The sequence below is a fragment of the Pseudomonas sp. WS 5011 genome (assembly GCF_012985775.1).
Taxonomy (GTDB): domain Bacteria; phylum Pseudomonadota; class Gammaproteobacteria; order Pseudomonadales; family Pseudomonadaceae; genus Aquipseudomonas; species Aquipseudomonas peli.
In genome coordinates this window covers 1-17,015 of sequence record NZ_JAAQXA010000032.1, presented here as the reverse complement: position 1 = coordinate 17,015, position 17,015 = coordinate 1, and the positions used below count along the sequence as shown (strand labels likewise).

The window sequence follows — 17,015 nt, the reverse complement described above, 5'->3', positions numbered from 1 at the left end:
GCCAGCCCAGCTAGACCGCCTGATGGAGCGGCAGAGGCCTGGTCATCGCCCGACGGCCATGGCGGCTGGCTGCTTCGGGGGCTTGCCTTGGGCAGGGCTGCAGCTTAGGTTGATGACATTGGGCTAAAGGTGCTGCCAATGCCAGCAGTTTTAAGTTCATTCCATCCCCCATCACAGTAATTTCACAGGCTCAAAATACAACCAACCAGAGCCGATAGCCACTGGCCATATACTCATTACCATGATTTTCCGGATATGCAATTGTGGCTGCTATAAAGTAACTGCACTTGCTGAGCCTCTTCCCCCGGCTACTTTTCGCCTCAAGGCAGGAATCGTTTTCTCCCACCTTCCGTTAATACTTCCACCCCTTTCCTCCTTAGGCAAAAAACGGGCCAATAAAGCTGAAAGCACTCAGACTGCAGGACTAGAGGACAACACATTTGCTAACCATGTTTAGTTGAACAGCGCGGTAAAATGCAAAAACCGCTGGCCGATCTGGGGCAAAATCCTGCGATCAAAATTGGAGCACAGAGATGAACTGGATCAAATGGGCTGTTATTGGTGTGATTTTGGTTGCGGTCAGTGGGGCTGCGATTGGCCTCTACTACGTCCTACCAAGACATGACGTGGTTGCAATCACTGGCGTTGAAGTAAAGCGAGTTGACGATGACGGCGTCATTAGCGCTGAAAATCTCGCGGATGGACCTACTCGCGATGTGTACTTCATCAACACCGAAGACCCGACCTCGAAGGCGGTAATGGTGTATCGCAATGAAGATACGGGCTGGAGCTTCCCTTGGTACTACAAGTTTGACTCAGCAGACGTCCAAGCAAAGGCTCAGGGATACTCTCGTAATGCCGAGCAGCTAGCGCTTATCCGATACTATGGCTGGCGGATTAAGATCTTGTCCGTATTCCCTAACATCACTCACGTCGAAGCTACCAACACCCGCGAAGAGCCCTTCCCCTGGTTCAACACGATCTTCTTCAGCGTCAGCACTTTGCTGATTCTGTTTGCGGGGTTTTTCCTGCGTCGCCGATTCAAGCGCTAGTACTGAGCGGGTTGGCTGACTCAATCCGAGGGCCCTTTTTGAGGCTGAGTCGAGCTTGCTCAGAGAGTCTGAGCTGGGAAAGCTGATCGGTTCGGGTTTGCCTCGCCGTACCTGAACATCAAATCGCTGAAAGTCCCCAAGACCGATGTGGAGCCTTTCAGCCTAGATGAGGTGTTGCAGCCGAACTGATAGTCCGTGCGACCATCGTTATCGAGGTCAACGTCCGCAGCGAATGCGGGAAACGACATAGCGCATACGAACATGGCAAGGCTAATTAAGCGCGGAATCAACAAAGACTCCTTCCTGAATTACCGTAACTTCTGACCCCGGTTATGCATGCTCGTTCGTTACTATAGAGTTGCATTTTCAAAATGCTTTCACCTGGTGCGACGCTGAAGCATCAGCTTTATCGGATAGGGAGTATCGACATGGGTTTGCGCTTTTCCAAGCGAGTGACATTGCTGCCAGGTGTGCGGATCAACCTGAGCGGCTCTGGAGTGGGTCTTTCTTTGGGCCCTCGCGGCGCTTCTGTAAGCGTCGGGCGAAGCGGGGTTTATGGAAACCTTGGTATCCCAGGAACAGGCCTTTCCTACCGTACCAAGTTGTCGGGCGGCGCTGCTCAGGGACGATCTTCCTCCAGGCAAGCCACTCAGCCGGTTCAAGTCATCGTCACACTCAGCGATGATGGCGAACTCAGTTTCAGAGACGAGACTGGTGCCCCAGTACCACCGGCAATCGTTAAGCAGTTCAAGGCCGAGAATCGGGATGCTATCCAGGGCATGCTCGAGTCTGCTGCCGTGCGGATGAATGAAGACCTCGAAGCCTGCCTGAATATCCACATGGGCACACCGGCCCCTGGCTCCGTAGTCCCGGCTCCGGCTGCCTTCGCTGAATCGAGCAAGCCTGTAGAGCCTCCGCACCAGAAGATTGGCTTCTTCGATCGTTTGTTCGGCAAGGCGGCTGCCATCGAAGAGCGTAATCGTCAAATCTCCCAGGGCTATCAGAAGAATCTCTCTGAGTGGTATCAGGAGCAGCGGACGCATGAAACTCGCCGGGCTCAAATCGTAGATGCGATGAAGCGTCTACCTCAGAATGATGTGCCGGCAATGGAAGTCGTCGCCGAGTACCTGCTTGATCGAACAACCTGGCCGAGAGTGACAAACATCGGCTTCGGGATTTCAGCTTGTGGCCGCGTAGTAGGCATCGACCTTGATCTGCCGGATGAAGACGAGATCCCAGCCACCTCGGCTGTCGTAGGGAAAGACCAACTCAACTTCAAGAAGCGCTCTGAAGCTCAATCCCGGCGTGATTTTGTTTTCCTCGCCTATGCCTCTGCATTCCGTGTCGCTGGCGAGCTTTTTGCCGGCCTACCGACCATCGATAAGGTCGTCATCTCCAGCTACGTCCAGCGCAAGTGCACCGGTACCGCACAAATCCGCGACGAGTACGTCATGTCAACCATCATCGACCGAGATGGTTGGAGCCTGATCAACTTCAGCCAACTGAGTGATATCGACCCGGCATCTACCATTGGGATGTTCCCGCTGCGCGTGAAGCTGGATCGGTCATCTCGGCTGCAAGAGATCACGCCGTTCGAGATGTCCGACTCTTACGCCTGAGCCAGCAATCGATTTATTCTGAACGTCATGTACAAGCCACCTGCTGCCTCCACTGGGCAGCAGGTTCCTCTGCCTCTCCCCATCCCAATCCGTCACCGCGCCTGAATCCCTTGCCGTTACTGTATGGCCAGGACTAGGACTCACTGCGGTTTGGCAACCCCCACTCACGTCGTGGATCGCTGCCAAAGCGTGAGATACTTAGAAAAGTAGGGTTTTTTATGTGAGCGGATGAAATGATCTGGTTTCTACAGGGACAATCGAGTCAGCGTGATGTTATTGCCGGTGCTATGGAGGCCATTCAGGGGCGCGTCCCCGTTATGGCATCGCACCGCCAAGTCCGCCCCGAGGTAACCGAAGGTGCGGATATCGTCCTCAAAGAGCCTGACAGCGACAGTGATCGCGTCCAGTGGGCCATCGATGTAGCCAAGCACCGGGGTGTGAAGGTCATGCACGTTGGTCGCGCCGGGCGTGAGTTTGAAGATCGCCGGGGCGAGTTCGAATCCTTGGGGATCGATCTGGTAACTGGCGGGCTCTCGATCAAGACATTCGACCAGGTGGATGACAAGTCGGTATTCACTGCCGAAGCCGAAGCCGCTGGGTTGGCTGTCATCCCGGCAGTGACCGTCAGCAATGCTGCTGAGCTCAAGGCTGCAATTGATAGCATGCGCGGTAAGCACCAAGTGTGCGTAAAACCAGCTCGCGGTATCTATGGCATGGGCTTCTGGCGGCTCGACGCGGAGGCTGATCCATTCCGTTGCTTTGCCAACGCCGGCGATCACACCGTCAATGAGTCAGTATTCGTACAGGCCTATGGTGACAGCGCCAACCAGAAACAACTGCTGGTCATGCCCTATATGGCTGGCTCCGAGTGCTCTGTAGACATGGTGCTGAACAAAGGGAAGGTCATCGCCTATTGCGGGCGTCGAAAGGAAGGCATGTACCAAACCTTCAGCTTCGAAGGCCAAGCAATTGATCTGGCAATTCAAGCTGCCGAGCACTTCGGGTGCGATGGGATCATCAACGTCCAGACCCGTGATGATGCCCAAGGTGTCCCGCATTTGCTGGAGATTAACCCGCGTTACTCGGGTGGCATCGGTTATACCCGGCTTGCCGGCATTAACCTGGCAGGTATCTTCGCGGCTTCTCGACTGGGCTTTGATTGCCCGACGGTAGAAACGCTGTCCGGTGTAATGCTTAAGGGCATTCCGACGCCTGTTCGCGTAGATACCCTGTTTCCGAAGACCCCTTTGACTGCATAATGCCAGTACACGTTGGCACTATCGTGTCTAATTCGTTTAGCTAGAGAGTTCAGGGAAGATGCTCATATTGCCCGCGGGCGCAAACGCGCCACTCAATACATCTGCCACCACATTCACGTTGAGCAGCCAAGATCCCCAGGCGTGGGATCGGGCCGGGGTCGCCCTGATTCCGGTCGATGAGAAGCGTAATCCCTGCGGGCCGGCAGCTTTGCTCGCCGCCGAGGAACATTGGAATGACTGGTTCGAGAGCGCTGGCAACGTCGGGTGCAACTTACGGCTTTCTCAGTTGCCTGCCGAAGCGAGTCGGGTTCTGCTGGTGGTCTACACCTACGACGCGGCATGCCCGCTGGAGTTTGTTCGAAGCCTCGAACTCAAAATCAACGAAAGCATCAGCATCCAGAACTCTCTGCAAGGGATGGGCGAGGCTGCGCTGATCATTGCTGAGTTCTACCTGCGCAACGACCAGTGGAAAGTCAGATCGCTGCATGAGGCCAGCGCCTATGGCCTTGCTGCCTTTGGTCGCCGGATTGGCCTGAGCGTGGATGACTCGCATCCCTCTAAAGGCAGTTCTGGCTCAGGCCGTCCGCGCGACAACGAAAGCTGCGCCTCTGCCACAGGCACTGGTTTCGCCGTTTCCAAGAACCACATCATGACTTGCGCCCACGTAATCAGAGACATGCGCCGTTACCGGATGCGCTCTCTGGCCGGCAACTATGACCTGGAATACGTCATGGTTGATGAAACCAACGACCTCGCACTGCTTCGAGTCGTTGGCAACGTGGATCTGGAACCTGTCGTGTTCAAGGATGGGCCTAGCATCAACCTGGGCGAGCCCGTAGTAGCAGTGGGCTATCCGCTCTCTGGGCTCACCGGCGGATCTGTTGCTGTGACTCAGGGCGGTATTTCGGCCCTGACCGGCGTCCGCTCTGACTCCAGCGTCTTGCAATTCACAGCGCCCATCCAGCCTGGGTCGAGTGGGAGTCCACTGTTCGATATGGCTGGCCAGGTCACGGGGATGGTCACATCGGCTGTGACTGATGCGCAGAACATGAACTTCGCCGTGAAAGCCTGCCTGGCGATGTCCTTCCTCGAAGCGGCGCATCTTGTACCTCAGCGATCACACTCTGGGCCCAGCATGGCCGCCCATGAGCTGGTCCGGAAGGTTCAGTCTTCCCTCTGGATGATCGAGGCTCAGGCCTAAGTAGCCTCCCTTGAATTGAGATTGCCCGCCGTTACGTTCATTGAACACCCATTTTGGATGTCTGCTGTATGAATGATGTTTCCCACAACGCACGAGAGCTAAGCGCCGACCTTTTGAGAGGCCGGCTCTCTGTGCGAGTCACCTCAGCCGATTCTTCGCCTGAAGCTCTGTTCGGTTTCGCTGAGCGCCGCAATCCAAAGCGTGCCTTTCTTTTCGTGTCCAAAGTGCTGGGCCGCCATATCCCGGTCGCACCTTCGGTAATGCAAGCCAGCTTCGAATCGCTGGCGACGAAGATCCCATCTGACCTCCCCGGCCCGGTTCTGTTTATCGGCATGGCCGAAACTGCCGTTGGCTTGGGCGCAGGTGTACATCGCGTATACTCGAAAGGCCGTGATGACACTCTGTATTGGGTCAGTACCCGCCATCCGGTGGGGACTGAGCTGTTTGCTCGGTTCGAAGAAGAGCACAGTCATGCGAGCGCTCACCTTCTCCACATGCCGATCGATCCGGAGCAGCGTGAGTTGCTGATGTCTGCCCGATCTGTCGTTCTGGTCGATGATGAAGCCTCAACTGGCAACACCTTCATCAACTTGCTCTCTGCACTTCAGGAGGCGGGGCTCTCTCAGGTAGAGCGAGTGGTAACCGTCACCCTGACAGACTGGTCCGAGGGCGCTGTAGCTCGCCGTATTGGCTCGCATGCCGAATCGGTGTCCCTGATGTCGGGTTCGTTCCAGTTCGACGAAGACCCGGACGCGCCAATGCCGGATATGCCGGAGGTTGGGACGGTTGCAGCCGGCGAGTGGCCGCTGGTTCCCTCTACCGACTGGGGGCGTCTTGGCGTTACCCATCACATGGATACCCTAGCGCCTGATTTTCGAGCAGCGCCCGGTGAACGCATTCTGGTAGTCGGTACCAGTGAATACGTCTGGCGGCCGTTCCTTCTGGCCGAGCGCCTTGAGAAGCAAGGTGCACAGGTTCACTTCGGTTCCACCACCCGCTCCCCCATTGCCCTGGGGCACGCCATTGGCCATGCACTGTCGTTCTCCGACAACTATGGGCTGGGCATTCCGAACTTCATTTACAACGTGGCACCCGGTCAGTACGACAGGGTGATCATTTGCTGCGAAACCCCTGTGCAATCAGTCGATCCGCGACTTGTTGAGACACTCCAAGCCGAGGTTATTTCTGATGGCCAATAACAAACCGCTCATTTTCGTCGACCTGGACGATACCCTTTTCCAAACAGCCCGGAAGATGGGCCAGGGAGAGCGCTTCCCGGCGACCCTGGACGTTGATGGGAACCCCAACGGCTACATGAGTTCGGTGCAGAAGCAATTCGTTGAGTGGCTGATCGCCAGCGCTGATGTTGTTCCTGTAACAGCCCGAAGCGTTGAGGCCCACAGCCGCGTCAAGCTGCCGTTTACGCAAGGTGCCATCTGTTCTCATGGCGGGGTGATCCTGACACCGGATAACCAGCTGGACGAGCAGTGGCACGCCCAGATGGAGAGCGACCTCGCGCACATCCAAGGTCGCCTGCAAGGGCTCAGTGACACCACCTTGCAGATTGGCACCGACCTGGGCCATTCACTGCGCGGCTGGGTGGTTGAGGAAGCGGGCCTTGAGCACTACGTGGTGACCAAGCGCAATGGGGATGACGATGCAGTGCTTACTGAGGTGCTAGGGGTCGTTAAGTCCCGCGGGCTCTTGGAAGATTTCTATGTCCATGGCAACGGCAACAACCTCGCCTTCCTTCCCCATGCACTGCAAAAGCAACGCGCAGTTCAAGAGTGGATTTCCCGTGATCTGAAGATCAACGGTGAACGCCCTCGACTGGGCTTCGGTGACTCCATTTCTGATCTTGGTTTCATGACCGAATGCCACTGGTGGGCAACGCCGCGTGTTGGCCAGCTTGCAAGCCGAGTTGTGGAGGCGCTAATCCATGATTGAATTCACAACTGTGGGTTCCGGCTCCTATGCCCCGTCTGACGTTCACTTTCTGCTGCGTCCGATGCAGATCGACGCAACGCCGGTTGAGGAAAAGGAACGGCTGATCCAGACCAATCAGCGCCACTACTCGGAAATGATCAGCACTGAGTCTGCCCCTTCGCAGACTCACATGGACCTCTATGCCCGAGCCCTTGCCCAGAATGGGCAGCGAATGGCGACCGATGTGGTCTCCCTCGCCATGGCGCTGAACGCACTATACACCGGCCCCACGATTGCACTGGTCTCTTTTGTGCGTGCTGGCCTCCCGCTTGGCGTGCTTCTGAAGCGCTGCCTCAATGATCTGGGTCGCGATGCCTCTCACTATGGGTTGAGCATCATTCGGGATCGTGGCATCGACACGGTAGCCCTCGAAGCGGTCATCAAGAAGCATGGTGCCGAGAACATCGTCTTCGTAGACGGGTGGACCGGGAAGGGAGCTATCTCTGGTGAAATTCGCCGCAGCCTCGCGGGTGACGCCCGTTTCCCTGTCGATCCACGCCTCGTTGTGCTGGCTGATCCTTGCGGGAAGGCCTGGCTGTCGGCATCTGCCGAAGATTGGATTATTCCGTCTGGCATTCTGGGGGCGACTGTTTCTGGTCTGGTGTCGCGTTCGATCTGGCCACCGGACGGCGGCCTTCATGGGTGTGTGGTCTATGAGCACCTGAAAGATTGCGATGTCACCCGCGGCTTCGTTGATGACATTCATGCGCTGACCGAGAAGGTAGAGAGCGCTCCAGTATCGATGCCGTGGACTGCCGAGCAAGCTCAAGCACTCCAAGCCAGTGCGCTAGGCGTCGTTAATGGCCTCGCTGCCACCCATGGCATCACGAACCTCAATCGCGTAAAGCCAGGCATCGCTGAAGCTACGCGAGCCGTCCTCCGTCGCGTTCCTGACCATGTACTTGTCCGGAGCCGAGATGATGAAGACGTTCAACTGCTGATGCACCTGACGGAAAACACCGGCATCGCGGTAGAAGAAGCCGGTGAACAGCTTGGGCCTTACCGGGCAGTGACGATCATAAGGAAGGTGAACTGATGAAGAAGGTATCCCCATTTGCACTGGGTGCCACCCTGTACATGCCCGCCACCCGCACCGACCTGCTCAGCGTGGTGATGGTTGAAAAGCTGCAAGGCCTGCGTTCACTGGTTGTCTGCCTGGAAGATGCCGTCTCTGAGATCGACCTGGATGTTGCGCTGGCGAACCTCGAAACGCTCCTGATGGACATCGACCGCCGTGGCGGGCGTCCAGAGGATGGTCCGATGATGTTCGTCCGCCCTCGGAATGCCGATATGGCTGCAAAGCTCTCCGCCTGGCCGCTCATGCGCCACGCAGATGGCTACGTCATGCCGAAGCTGAACCTCAGCAACATTGATGCATGGGCTAAGTCGGTCGAAGGTACCGATCTGTATCTGATGCCTACCTTGGAGACCAAGGAGGTGTTTGACCCAACCGCAATGGTAGAACTCCGAAATGCGCTTCTGGAAACCATTGCTGATCGCGTCATCGCGCTCCGAATTGGCGGGAACGATCTGATGGGTTGCCTTGGCCTTCGCCGGCCGCAGTCCACCACCCTGTACCAGACACCGATGGGCTATGTAATTCCCATGCTGGCCGGTGTTATGGGTGCCGCCGGCTTCGCGCTTACCGCCCCGGTGTTCGAGCAAATTCACTCCCAGGACCTGCTCAAGGCAGAGCTCGATCTGGACATGGCCCACGGTTTGGTAGGCAAGACCGCCATTCATCCGAGCCAAGTAGCCATCATCCATCGCGCCCTGCAAGTCTGCATTGACGACTTGAACAGCGCGAAGGCAATCCTCAGCGATGCTGCGCCGGCCGTATTCCAATTCAACGGGTCGATGTGCGAGCCAGCGACTCATCTGAAGTGGGCAGAAAATATCGTTGAGCGTGCCCGCTGGCATGGGCTCCGGACGGAGAGGCCTGCCAATCTCTCGGGCGCACCCCTGACTCTTATCGAGGCTGCTGGCTAATGCAGTATCAGCAACCCAATAAACCGGTTCTATCGGCTTTCGATTTCGATGGAACGCTGACCTACAGAGATAGCTTTACGCTGTTTCTCTGGACGGAATTCGGCAGTTGCTCTTTTGCAATTGGGTTGCTGCGAATGGCTTTTCCGACTCTGAAGTTTTTACTAGGTATTTCAAGTCGTGATGAACTCAAACAACGTCTTATCAACACATTCCTATGCGGCGTTTCGGCCGATAAGTTGACCCAACTTGCTGAGGATTTCTGCGAGAAATCGTGGCCTACCCTCATGCGCAGCAAGGCTTGCGCTGGCGTTAGCGAACAAGTAAATGCGGGCGCGACTGTCACTCTTTGCTCAGCTTCGCCAGAGATAATCCTTCGGCCATTTGCGCGAAGACTTGGGGTTGAGTTAATTGCTACCCGCCTGGAAGAGAGCAATGGGATTCTGACGGGTTTAATTGACGGGCAGAATTGTCGGCAAAGTGAGAAAGTAGCGCGCCTCATTTCGTCTTATGGGGACCTGAAGAGTTTCCATCTTCGGGCTTGGGGAGATTCTGCCGGCGACAAGCAGTTGCTTGAAGCCGCAGACGAACCTTATTACCGGTGGTTTCACTGAATACCGCTGCTTTTATGTGGGGAAAGCAGCATTAGGATCGTCCCACGCAATGGAGAGCAATAAAGATGGCACTTACTCTGACCAAGAATCAGTCGATCTCGCTGGCCAAAACCGCTGGTTCTTCTCTGACACAAGTCAGCATGGGCCTGGGATGGGACCCGGTGAAAAGCAAGGGGCTTCTGGGCAAACTGCTGGGCGGTGGCGGTGAGATCGACCTGGATGCTTCCTGCCTGCTGCTGGATGGCAACAAAGACCCGATCGACGTTGTGTGGTTCCGCCAGTTGGCCTCGAAGGATGGCTCCATCAAGCACAGCGGCGACAACCGCACTGGCGAAGGCTCCGGTGATGACGAGACGATCCATGTGGATCTGAGCCGTCTCCCGGCTGGTGTTCAGTACCTGATGTTCACCGTCAATAGTTTCACTGGGCAGACGTTCGACAAAGTTGAGAACGCCTACTGCCGCCTGATGAATCGCTCGAACAACACCGAGCTTGCCCGCTTCAATCTGAGCCAGAAAGGCAGCCACACCGGCGTCCTGATGGCTTACCTGTCGCGCAATGGTGGCGATTGGCAGCTGACCGCCCTCGGCAATGTGGCTTCTGGCTTCACTGTCCAGGAAATGGCCTCTGACGCTCGCCGGTTGATTGCGTAATGGCGGCCCTGGTACCGGGGGGCAATGCCCCAACTCCCAATGGCGAGCTAACCGTATCGGTCACTTACACTCCGATCTCTGGGGCTGACATTGATGTGTCGGCCTTCCAGTTGACCGGTACCGGCAAGGTGCGTGGTGATACCGACATGTGCTTTTACGGCCAGAAGAGCGTCTCGAACGGAGCGCTCACTCTGGTCGAAAGCAGCCCTGGTCGGGCGGTGTTCAAGGCGAACCTACAACGCCTTGATCCGGCCATCGAGAAGATTGCCCTCACTGCAACCATCTACGAGAACCGGGCCAAGTTCTCGGCCTGTCCATCGCTGAGTCTTCGGATCGAAGGCTCCGCAGGTAGCGAGCCTATCGACGCCTCCCTGGCTACCACCGGCATGATGGAGACCGCCCTCATCTTGGGCGAGTTCTATATCCGCAATGGGCAGTGGAAGTTCAGAGTAGTTGCTCAAGGGTTTGCTGGCGGACTAGAGCCTTTGGCCAAGAACTTCGGCATTGAAGTAGCGGCGGAACCGGCAGCACCAGCGCCGGCACCAGCGCCAAAGCCTGCTCCGGCACCGGCACCGGCACCCAGCAAGATCAACCTCAGCAAGATCAGTCTCGACAAGAACCAGCGCTCGATCAGCCTGGAGAAGAAGTCCGACTTCGGCGAGATCAAGATCAACCTGAACTGGAACCGTGGCAATTCAAAGGGCAGCCTGTTTGGCCTCGGCAAGGCAAAAGGCATCGATCTCGACCTTGGCTGTCTATTCGAGCTTCAAGATGACTACAAAGGCGTCGTTCAAGCCCTGGGCAATGCATTTGGCAGTTTCAGGGACGATCCTTTCATTGAACTAATGGGGGACGACCGGACCGGTGCTGTTTCGGATGGGGAATGGCTCCGCGTCAACGGCAAGCACTGGAACGAGATCAAGCGTATCTGTGTGTTCGCCTACATCTACGAAGGTGCGCCCAATTGGGCATCCACTGATGGCGTTGTGACGATCTACATCCCGGATCAACCTCCGATCGAAGTTCGTATGAACGAGGAAGGTGGCCGACTGGGCATGTGTGCAGTCGCACTCCTTGAAAATGATCGCGGGGCCGTTAAGGTCAGTCGCGAAGTTCGTTTTGTTAAAGATCATGTGGTGCTCGACAAAACCTATGGCTGGGGCCTGCGCTGGTCGGCTGGCTCTAAGTAACTGAAATGCTGAAAGGGAGCCCCCCCCCTTTCAGGTGATGAGGAAATGACATGCTCGATTGGCTGAAAAACAACGTCGAATCGGCCCGCTCCAAGCTCGCCCTTGAGGTCACGAAGTTTAAGAACCGTGACTTCATGGATGCTTTGGTTGCCGGTTGCGCTCTGGTCTCTGCTGCTGACGGGAACATCAGCGCAATCGAAAAGCAGCGCATGGCCGGCTTCATTCAAAACTCGGATGAGCTCAAGGTCTTCGATCTGAAGGACGTAATCACTTCCTTCAATGGCTTCTGCCAGAAGTTCGAGTTCGACGCCGAAATTGGCAAGGCTGAAGCGCTCCGTGCTGTAGGCAAGATCCGTAACAAGCCTGACGCCGCTCGCCTGCTTGTGCGGGTTTGCTGCGCCATTGGTAGCTCTGATGGACAGTTCGACGAAAGCGAGAAAACTGTCTGCCGCGGCATCTGTGTAGAGCTGGGTCTTAACCCCGCTGACTTTGGACTTTAAGGACTCATCATGGAAACAACTAGCACCGCTATCGGCTTTCCGCCGGCGACCCTTGCGGTATTCATCGGCTTGGCTGTGATCGCACTGGCTATCGACCTGCTGACGCACAACAAGGACAAGCCCGTCACTCTTGCCAACGCCTCGATGTGGTCGATCTTCTGGGTTGCCATTTCGATGGTCTTTGCCGGGTATCTCTACATGACTCACGGGCCGGCAGTCGCCAGCCTGTTCGTCACTGGCTATGCCCTTGAGAAAGTGCTGTCAGTCGATAACCTCTTCGTGTTTATGGCAATCTTCGCCTGGTTCAAAATCCCTGACGGCTTGCGTCATCGTGTCCTTTACTGGGGCATCATCGGCGCCATTGTCTTCCGTGGGATCTTTGTAGCTATCGGTACCGGGCTGCTTGCTTTCGGGCCGTGGGTCGAGATTGTCTTCGCGGCAATCGTCGCCTGGACTGCGGTCATGATGCTTCGCTCTGGCGATGATGAAGACGAAGAAGAAGACTACTCGCAGCACATTGCCTACCGCTTTGCCAGCAAGCTGTTCCCTGTATGGCCGAAGCTCTACGGTCACAACTTCTTCGTGAACCGCAACCAGCTTCAGGTTGAACTTCAGAAGCCTGAGAACAAGGGCATGACCCTGGTTCAGAAGGGTTTCTGGTTCTCTACCCCGCTTTTCCTGTGTGTCTGCGTCGTTGAGATCTCGGACGTACTGTTCGCCTTCGACTCGGTACCGGCAATCATTGCCGTCAGTAAGGAACCGCTGATTGTTTACAGCGCCATGCTGTTTGCGATCCTCGGCCTGCGTACCATGTACTTCGTTCTGGAAGCTCTGAAGCGCTATCTGGTGCACCTGGAGAAGGCTGTGATCGCACTGCTGTTCTTCATCGCTGGCAAGCTGGCGCTGAACGCAACCAATCACATCTGGCACCACGGTTACAGCATTGATCCGAATACCAGTCTCGCCATTGTCATGGGTGTACTGGCGATCGGTATCGTTGCAAGCGTTCTGTTCCCAGAGCGCGAAGAAGAAGCGAAAGAAAACGCTTAATCACAACAGCCATGTAAAGGAGTTGTTTCTATGGCACTTTCCCTGCAAAAAGGCGGCAACCTGTCGCTTGATAAAGTTGCCCCTGGCCTCGTAGAGATCATGGTCGGACTTGGCTGGGACCCACGCGCCACTGATGGTGCGGAGTTCGACCTCGACGCCAGTGCATTCATGCTCGGCGCGAACGGCAAGGTTACCGCCGAATCCGATTTCATCTTCTACAACCAGAAAGAATCAGTGTGTAAGTCGGTGATCCATACCGGCGACAACCGTACCGGTGCTGGTGATGGTGACGACGAAAGCCTGGTGATCAACCTTCCGAAGGTTCCGGCTCATGTTGAGAAGATCGTTTTCACCGTTACTATCCATGACGCTGACGCCCGTCGTCAGAACTTCGGCCAGGTAGGCGGCGCGTTCATCCGCGTCGTGAATCAGCAAGGCGGTGCCGAACTGGTTCGCTTCGACCTCGCAGAGGACTATGCAACCGAGACCGCCATGGAGTTCGCAGAGCTGTACCGTCATGGCGGCGAGTGGAAGTTCCGTGCCGTTGGCCAAGGTTATGCCGGCGGCCTGAAAGCCATGTGCGCTCGCTATGGCCTGAACCTGTAACACAACCGTACTCAACAAGGAGCAACAACAATGGCAGTTAGTCTGAGCAAAGGCGGTAACGTAAGTCTGTCCAAAGAAGCCCCTGGCCTGACCGAAGTGGTCGTTGGCCTGGCGTGGGATGCCCGCTCCACCGATGGCGCTGAATTCGACCTGGACGCTTCCGTGTTCGTAGTCGGCGAAAGCGGCAAGGTGCTGAATGACGGCTCCTTCATCTTCTACAACAACAAGAAGTCCCCGTGCGGCAACGTCGAGCACATGGGCGACAACCGCTCGGGTGCCGGCGACGGTGACGACGAGCAGGTCAACGTGAAACTCTCCGGCCTCGCTGCTGACGTTAAGCGCCTGGTCTTCGCCGTAACCATCCACGAAGCAGAAGCTCGCAAGCAGTCCTTCGGCCAAGTATCCAACGCTGCCATCCGCGTCCTGAACAAGGCTGACGGCAAGGAACTGGCTCGCTTCGACCTGTCCGAAGATTCCGCTCTGGAAACCGCGATGGTCTTCGGTGAGCTGTATCGCAACGGCGATGAGTGGAAGTTCAAGGCCATCGGTCAGGGCTTTGCTGGCGGCCTCGGCCCACTGGCTTCGTCCTACGGTGTGAACCTCGGCTAATTGCCTGAAGTACAAAAAACTCCCCCACACCGGGGGAGTTTTTTTGGGAGTACGCAATGTCCAGATTCTGTTACTCAATTGCTCTGGCAGCCCTTTTAGCCTTGTGCGGCCATCTCCAGGCAGCCAGCTTTGATTGCTCAAAAGCATCGACCTTTCAGGAAGATACGATTTGCCAAATCGAGACTCTCAGCCGCCTGGACGAACAACTCAGCGCCGCGTTCAAAAATGCGTTGGCAGTGAGTGATGACCCGGAGGGCCTGAAAAGCTCGCAGCGCGGCTGGCTTCTTAAGCGCGATCAGTGCTTCAACGAGATTTGTCTTCGGCAACTAATGGAGTCGCGCATAGGGACGCTTGAGCGTCAGGTGGCAATGAAGCAACCGGCACCTGAGCCGATTGTGAACGCGCCTGAGATCGCTCCCCCAATGCCAGAACAAGAGCAGTCCGTAGAAACCTACCAGCCGACACCTAGTCCATATCAGGCACCTGCAATCAGTGAGGGGCAGAACTACGGCTACTCATCAAACCTTCCTCCGGAAGGACACCAATCAGAGAAGATGCCGCTGGCGCTCAAGATATTCTTGGTCTTCATTGCGGCGGTCTCTATTGCCTCGATTATCTTGCACCACCAGGGCCGCCTGACCATCTATCAGGACTACACAGACGCTACCTTCACAAGCCTTATCCCTCTTCTGTCTGTCGCCCTAATGTGGCTTCTGGGCTGGCTCGAAGTGCCGTCATCTTACGGCACATACGCGGGTTACGGCCTGGGCATCATCATGGCGATAGTGGTGATCCGAGCGACCTATCTCGCGAATGGGCCCTCACTCTGGTTTGTCATGGCACTGATCACCAAGACGACGATGATCTCGTTGTTCTATCTACTGATGATCGCTCTGATGGCTGGCAATTCTGCGCGTAAGCCGGGTGAGTCGAGACGCGCTTTCGAGAGCCGCAGTCGACGTGAGTCACGAGAGCGAACCGCAGCGATGATTGCCATCACCGCCCTCTTCACTTGGCTATCTGCGTGGCTTTGCCGAGACAGGTACTTCTCTCCATTGGGAGACTACCTGGCAGGCCGGAATCAGCAACAAGGATAATACGATGACCACCCCATCTCAGCTGGCAGTCGCCACCCAATCCAAGGAATAACTGCTCCGGTCACGGCTACGGCATGACCCCTGGTCAACGCTTGTTGCTTGCTTGGCGATTGTCTTCGGGACTCTCATGGGCATGCTCAAGTCCGGTACGCTCTTCGGTGTGGCAACGGTCGCACACGTAATTCTTGCGTATGCCTTCGCGATGATCATGGACTCTGGCAATCAGGTTGAGGGGAAGCTCAGAGCCCTGAAACGCGGCACCGCTCCAGATGATTCTGGTGGTCAGGATTTGAAACACGAAGCCAGCGCTGGTCGTTGAAGTGACGATCTTCCGCAATGCGGAATAAAAAACGCACCGAGGGTTTCACCCCGGTGCGTTTTTTATTGGCCCCGACGTCTCCCCGTCTTCAGTAGCAGCTGGCTTTAGAGTCCTGGGTCAATGTAACGGCTTTCGAGGCCAGTTGAATCCACAGCTGGAAGCGGACGATCTGAAGTGGGCTATAGGTTCATCGGTCATGGACGTACCAATGTCCATAACGCAGCAAGACGAGGCCTCTGGCCGCTGCTGACGTGCCAGCCGAAGCCCGCCATTTATGGAAACGATCCATCTGGGAAGTTACAACGCAGAGCATCGTCTCAGCGTTTCCTTCCCGCCTAAGCAAATCGGGCACTACGGCTTGGAAGAACCAAATGACCAGTCATATGGAGAGCCTTGCCTTCGTCATCTGGGGTAACTTCCTAGACAGGCCAATGAACATCACCAGCCAGCACATACAGAAGCTTCAAGCTCGCCTGTTCAGCTTCGATCTCGCCCATATCCCCTTGCGCTTTGCAGGCCTTCCGAGGGAAATGGTCAGCCAGCGCGGTATTCCACTCCGTAAAAACCTCGCCATTTTTGACGCAGAAGAGCTGTTGCCTGACGAGATGAGCGACGGCATTGCCACACTGGCGAACTGGCTCAGGCTTAAACGCGGTACTCCGTCTGGACTAACCTTCGCCACTCGCCCGTTCAGCCTCAATGAGCTTTACCTCATAGCCCCCACCCCTTTTGCCACTTCCAACCGCCAGACGCTGGGGTTGGTGGTGCAGGCACTACGAGGCTTTGAGCTGACCGAGCACATGATGCCGCACCTCGACAAAAAGCAGGTTCTACATATCCCGGACGGAGAGCCAACAGCCAAACAGACCATCGCTGTAGCCAGCTTGGAAACCAAAGATGAAAGCTTTACCGCCGCCATCATGGGGTTGCCCGACCCGGACGGCCTGCACCGTTACCAACGCATCAATCGCCTGATCAACGAACTGATCTCTCGGCCTGATGGCGCTGGTTACTTGATCCTCCCGGAAGTGGCTTTACCACCCCAATGGTTTATGCGTATCGCCGACAAGCTCAAGGGTCGTGGCATATCTTTGATCACCGGGGTGGAGTACCTCCACGCACCGAAAAAGTATGTACGCCTGTTGCCGCTGACCGAAAACTGACCCAGTAGAGGCTGTTCTGCCGACTGAAAACTGACCCAGGTGTTCAACTGCTTCTGCTCAATTTTTGAGCAGGAGAACACAGGGTGATCAGTATGGAAATGATGGGCAAAA

The 17,015-nt window shown here is 56.1% G+C and carries 18 protein-coding genes; all 18 read left to right on the top strand.

The features are described 5' to 3' along the window. The first annotated feature begins 533 nt into the window (after positions 1-533). Positions 534-1,052, top strand: coding sequence for a DUF1523 family protein (locus tag HBN63_RS20320; RefSeq protein WP_170050675.1), 519 nt, complete (start codon positions 534-536; stop codon positions 1,050-1,052). Between the two features lie 428 nt (positions 1,053-1,480). Beyond that, positions 1,481-2,671: a DUF4236 domain-containing protein gene (locus tag HBN63_RS20315; RefSeq protein ID WP_170050674.1), complete on the top strand. Its 1,191-nt coding sequence runs from the start codon at positions 1,481-1,483 to the stop codon at positions 2,669-2,671. A gap of 233 nt (positions 2,672-2,904) precedes the next feature. Next, positions 2,905-3,930 (top strand): ATP-grasp domain-containing protein, encoded by a 1,026-nt coding sequence (locus tag HBN63_RS20310; RefSeq protein ID WP_170050673.1) that lies wholly within the window; start codon positions 2,905-2,907, stop codon positions 3,928-3,930. Between the two features lie 58 nt (positions 3,931-3,988). Beyond that, positions 3,989-5,131, top strand: a complete 1,143-nt coding sequence (locus HBN63_RS20305) for a trypsin-like peptidase domain-containing protein (RefSeq protein WP_170050672.1) — start codon at positions 3,989-3,991, stop codon at positions 5,129-5,131. A gap of 68 nt (positions 5,132-5,199) precedes the next feature. After that, entirely contained in the window at positions 5,200-6,330 is a 1,131-nt protein-coding gene (locus HBN63_RS20300; protein ID WP_170050671.1) for a phosphoribosyltransferase domain-containing protein, read from the top strand. Then, positions 6,320-7,078: a trehalose phosphatase gene (locus tag HBN63_RS20295; protein ID WP_170050670.1), complete on the top strand. Its 759-nt coding sequence runs from the start codon at positions 6,320-6,322 to the stop codon at positions 7,076-7,078. Before HBN63_RS20300 ends, HBN63_RS20295 begins: the two co-directional genes overlap by 11 nt. After that, on the top strand, positions 7,071-8,153 hold the full coding sequence (locus HBN63_RS20290; RefSeq protein WP_170050669.1) for a cysteine protease StiP family protein: 1,083 nt from the start codon (positions 7,071-7,073) through the stop codon (positions 8,151-8,153). The genes HBN63_RS20295 and HBN63_RS20290 overlap by 8 nt, the downstream gene beginning before the upstream one ends. Next, complete coding sequence (locus tag HBN63_RS20285; RefSeq protein ID WP_170050668.1) at positions 8,153-9,106, top strand: HpcH/HpaI aldolase/citrate lyase family protein; 954 nt, start codon at positions 8,153-8,155, stop codon at positions 9,104-9,106. The genes HBN63_RS20290 and HBN63_RS20285 overlap by 1 nt, the downstream gene beginning before the upstream one ends. Further along, entirely contained in the window at positions 9,106-9,717 is a 612-nt protein-coding gene (locus HBN63_RS20280) for an HAD-IB family hydrolase (protein ID WP_170050667.1), read from the top strand. The genes HBN63_RS20285 and HBN63_RS20280 overlap by 1 nt, the downstream gene beginning before the upstream one ends. Before the next feature lie 65 nt (positions 9,718-9,782). Next, on the top strand, positions 9,783-10,370 hold the full coding sequence (locus HBN63_RS20275) for a TerD family protein (protein WP_092320644.1): 588 nt from the start codon (positions 9,783-9,785) through the stop codon (positions 10,368-10,370). After that, positions 10,370-11,560, top strand: coding sequence for a TerD family protein (locus tag HBN63_RS20270; protein WP_170050666.1), 1,191 nt, complete (start codon positions 10,370-10,372; stop codon positions 11,558-11,560). Before HBN63_RS20275 ends, HBN63_RS20270 begins: the two co-directional genes overlap by 1 nt. A gap of 50 nt (positions 11,561-11,610) precedes the next feature. Continuing rightward, a complete protein-coding gene (locus HBN63_RS20265; protein WP_092320642.1) occupies positions 11,611-12,060 on the top strand; it encodes a tellurite resistance TerB family protein in 450 nt (149 codons plus the stop codon). Between the two features lie 9 nt (positions 12,061-12,069). Then, the gene (locus HBN63_RS20260) at positions 12,070-13,110 is read left to right on the top strand and encodes a TerC/Alx family metal homeostasis membrane protein (protein ID WP_092320641.1); all 1,041 of its coding nucleotides are present in this window, start codon (positions 12,070-12,072) and stop codon (positions 13,108-13,110) included. Between the two features lie 30 nt (positions 13,111-13,140). After that, positions 13,141-13,716: a TerD family protein gene (locus HBN63_RS20255; protein ID WP_092320640.1), complete on the top strand. Its 576-nt coding sequence runs from the start codon at positions 13,141-13,143 to the stop codon at positions 13,714-13,716. A gap of 30 nt (positions 13,717-13,746) precedes the next feature. Further along, positions 13,747-14,325 carry a TerD family protein gene (locus HBN63_RS20250; protein ID WP_023101950.1) on the top strand — a complete coding sequence of 193 codons (579 nt, stop codon included), beginning with the start codon at positions 13,747-13,749 and terminating at the stop codon, positions 14,323-14,325. 56 nt (positions 14,326-14,381) lie between these two features. Beyond that, positions 14,382-15,422 (top strand): hypothetical protein, encoded by a 1,041-nt coding sequence (locus tag HBN63_RS20245; protein WP_170050665.1) that lies wholly within the window; start codon positions 14,382-14,384, stop codon positions 15,420-15,422. A gap of 133 nt (positions 15,423-15,555) precedes the next feature. After that, complete coding sequence (locus HBN63_RS20240) at positions 15,556-15,741, top strand: hypothetical protein (protein ID WP_170050664.1); 186 nt, start codon at positions 15,556-15,558, stop codon at positions 15,739-15,741. 371 nt (positions 15,742-16,112) lie between these two features. Then, positions 16,113-16,904, top strand: coding sequence for a hypothetical protein (locus tag HBN63_RS20235; RefSeq protein ID WP_178093521.1), 792 nt, complete (start codon positions 16,113-16,115; stop codon positions 16,902-16,904). Positions 16,905-17,015: the final 111 nt, after the last annotated feature.

Excerpts from the sequence above, each read along its gene's own strand:
- HBN63_RS20320 (WP_170050675.1), top strand. The coding sequence starts at position 534 with ATGAACTGGATCAAATGGGCTGTTATTGGTGTGATTTTGGTTGCGGTC.
- HBN63_RS20315 (WP_170050674.1), top strand. The coding sequence starts at position 1,481 with ATGGGTTTGCGCTTTTCCAAGCGAGTGACATTGCTGCCAGGTGTGCGG.
- HBN63_RS20310 (WP_170050673.1), top strand. The coding sequence starts at position 2,905 with ATGATCTGGTTTCTACAGGGACAATCGAGTCAGCGTGATGTTATTGCC.
- HBN63_RS20305 (WP_170050672.1), top strand. The coding sequence starts at position 3,989 with ATGCTCATATTGCCCGCGGGCGCAAACGCGCCACTCAATACATCTGCC.
- HBN63_RS20300 (WP_170050671.1), top strand. The coding sequence starts at position 5,200 with ATGAATGATGTTTCCCACAACGCACGAGAGCTAAGCGCCGACCTTTTG.
- HBN63_RS20295 (WP_170050670.1), top strand. The coding sequence starts at position 6,320 with ATGGCCAATAACAAACCGCTCATTTTCGTCGACCTGGACGATACCCTT.
- HBN63_RS20290 (WP_170050669.1), top strand. The coding sequence starts at position 7,071 with ATGATTGAATTCACAACTGTGGGTTCCGGCTCCTATGCCCCGTCTGAC.
- HBN63_RS20285 (WP_170050668.1), top strand. The coding sequence starts at position 8,153 with ATGAAGAAGGTATCCCCATTTGCACTGGGTGCCACCCTGTACATGCCC.
- HBN63_RS20280 (WP_170050667.1), top strand. The coding sequence starts at position 9,106 with ATGCAGTATCAGCAACCCAATAAACCGGTTCTATCGGCTTTCGATTTC.
- HBN63_RS20275 (WP_092320644.1), top strand. The coding sequence starts at position 9,783 with ATGGCACTTACTCTGACCAAGAATCAGTCGATCTCGCTGGCCAAAACC.
- HBN63_RS20270 (WP_170050666.1), top strand. The coding sequence starts at position 10,370 with ATGGCGGCCCTGGTACCGGGGGGCAATGCCCCAACTCCCAATGGCGAG.
- HBN63_RS20265 (WP_092320642.1), top strand. The coding sequence starts at position 11,611 with ATGCTCGATTGGCTGAAAAACAACGTCGAATCGGCCCGCTCCAAGCTC.
- HBN63_RS20260 (WP_092320641.1), top strand. The coding sequence starts at position 12,070 with ATGGAAACAACTAGCACCGCTATCGGCTTTCCGCCGGCGACCCTTGCG.
- HBN63_RS20255 (WP_092320640.1), top strand. The coding sequence starts at position 13,141 with ATGGCACTTTCCCTGCAAAAAGGCGGCAACCTGTCGCTTGATAAAGTT.
- HBN63_RS20250 (WP_023101950.1), top strand. The coding sequence starts at position 13,747 with ATGGCAGTTAGTCTGAGCAAAGGCGGTAACGTAAGTCTGTCCAAAGAA.
- HBN63_RS20245 (WP_170050665.1), top strand. The coding sequence starts at position 14,382 with ATGTCCAGATTCTGTTACTCAATTGCTCTGGCAGCCCTTTTAGCCTTG.
- HBN63_RS20240 (WP_170050664.1), top strand. The coding sequence starts at position 15,556 with ATGCTCAAGTCCGGTACGCTCTTCGGTGTGGCAACGGTCGCACACGTA.
- HBN63_RS20235 (WP_178093521.1), top strand. The coding sequence starts at position 16,113 with ATGACCAGTCATATGGAGAGCCTTGCCTTCGTCATCTGGGGTAACTTC.